The sequence below is a fragment of the Pseudomonas sp. P5_B2 genome (genome assembly GCF_056400445.1).
Window position 1 is genome coordinate 1 of the sequence record NZ_JBFULH010000708.1, and the last position, 1947, is coordinate 1947.

Here is a 1947-nt window from a genome sequence, read left to right on the forward strand (position 1 = left end):
CTACCAGCACGGGCATTACCTTATAGGCAAGACAGGGCGCCAGCCTATGTTCATGGCCGCTGCCAAGAGACCCCAGTAATACACGCCAACGACAGGCCCGCTCTGAAATACGCCGAGCCGCCCCCGCTGGACGCTGAAAAACGCTGAAAACTTCTGAACCGCATCTGGGTAGGGCAAAGAGACGACTTGCCAACCCACGGTCGCCTCCCCCCCTACGAGCCTTTATCTAAAACGGAACGATGCCCCGTAAGCCGAATCCGGCAAGTGACTGGCGCCGTCGGCCCGTAACCGCGAACGGAAGGTCCCGCTCTGCGGTTCAGTCCGATAAAGGCCACGTTTTTGAAGTTCAGGAATGATCAATTCAACGAAATCTTCGAGGCTGCCGGGGCTGATCAGCGGGTTGAGCATATAGCCGCTGGTGCCGGAAATCCGTGCGTGTTCCTCGATTCGCTCGGCCACCTGTTGCGGGGTGCCCACCAGGATCAGGTCGCTGCCTCGGGTGACGTGGGCAAAGCGCTGTTTGACGTCGCCAGCCGTCAGCGGTTTGCCACTGCCATCGGGATGCATCACATAGGAGGTCATGCCTTCGGTGTGGGTCGACAGTGCATCACTGTCGGCGTAGCGGTTGATATCGATACCGGTATCGCCGGCATAGCTGACCAATTGCGCCTGCAAGTGGTAGTTGCTTTGCAGTTCATCATATTTGCGTTGCGCTTCAATCTCGGTTTTGGCCGTGACGATACGCAGCACGGTCAGGGACTTCACATCCTCACGCTGACGGCCACGCGCCTGAGCCCTGGCCCAGATTTCTTCCAGGCCTTGGCGGATTTCGTGTGGGTTGGACTTGGCAATAAAGATCAGCTCGGCGTGCTTGGCCGCAAATTCACGACCGCGCCCCGACCAGCCGGCCTGAATCAATAGCGGTGTGCGCTGCGGCGATGGGGAGGTCAAGTGCGGCCCGGCCACCCGGTAATGTTCACCCGCGTGGTTGATTGGCCGCACGCGATCGCCCCGGGCATAGAGCTGACGCGCCTTGTCGGCGACCACGGCATCGTCGGCCCAACTGCCTTCCCAGAGTTTGTAAGCCACATCGAGAAATTCCTCGGCGCGTTCATAGCGGTCATCGTGCTTGATCATCTGCTCCAGGCCGAAGTTGCGAGCGGCGCTGGACAGGTAGGAGGTGACGATGTTCCAGCCGACTCGACCATTGGTGAGGTGATCCAGGGTGCTGAACCGCCGGGCATGGGTAAAGGGGTGCTCGTAGCTTGTGGTGACGGTGACGCCAAAGGCCAGGTTTTCCGTCACGGCGGCCAATGCCGGAATGATCATCAACGGATCATTCGCCGGCGCTTCCACGGCCCACTTCATGGCCGCATCAGCGTTACCACCAAACACATCGTAGAAACCCAGCACATCACCAAAAAACAGCATGTCGAGGTGAGCCTGATCGGCGATACGCGCCAAATTCGACCAGTAGCCCAGAGAATTGATCGCCAGCCGCTCATCGGCCGGGTGCGTCCAGAGGCTTGGCGCACCGCCACAGCCGACACTGGCTTGCTCATAGAGCGCAAACAACAGAGGTTTTGGATCGGACATCGTAGTACCTGTAAAAAGTCTGAAAACGGGTCGGGTCAACGCTGATTCTTGAAACCTTTGCCGTAGTGGCGTTCAAGACGGTGCTGTATCAACTCCAACCCAATGGAAAGGAGCCAATAAATGACGGCAGCGGTAGTGAGCATTTCGATGTAGCGATAGGAAGATCGCCCATAGGACTGAGCCAGGAACATGACCTCCCACACCCCCATGACCGAAATCAGGGATGAGTCCTTCAGCATCGAGATGAACTGACTGGTTGTCGGGGGAATGATCGTGCGCATGGCTTGCGGCAGGACGACGTGCAGAAACGTCGCCGTCGGCCTTAGACCCAGAGCCATCGCCGCTTCGCGC

Annotated in this window: 2 protein-coding genes; both read right to left on the bottom strand. The window is 58.6% G+C overall.

What is annotated here, in order from left to right; all coding sequences use genetic code 11:
- Nucleotides 1–222 precede the first annotated feature (222 nt).
- Nucleotides 223–1596, bottom strand: a complete 1374-nt coding sequence (locus tag AC1DRJ_RS25850; protein ID WP_477804655.1) for an LLM class flavin-dependent oxidoreductase — start codon at nucleotides 1594–1596, stop codon at nucleotides 223–225.
- Between the two features lie 35 nt (nucleotides 1597–1631).
- On the bottom strand, nucleotides 1632–1947 hold a 316-nt coding region (locus tag AC1DRJ_RS25855), incomplete at its 5' end, for an ABC transporter permease subunit (protein ID WP_477804656.1).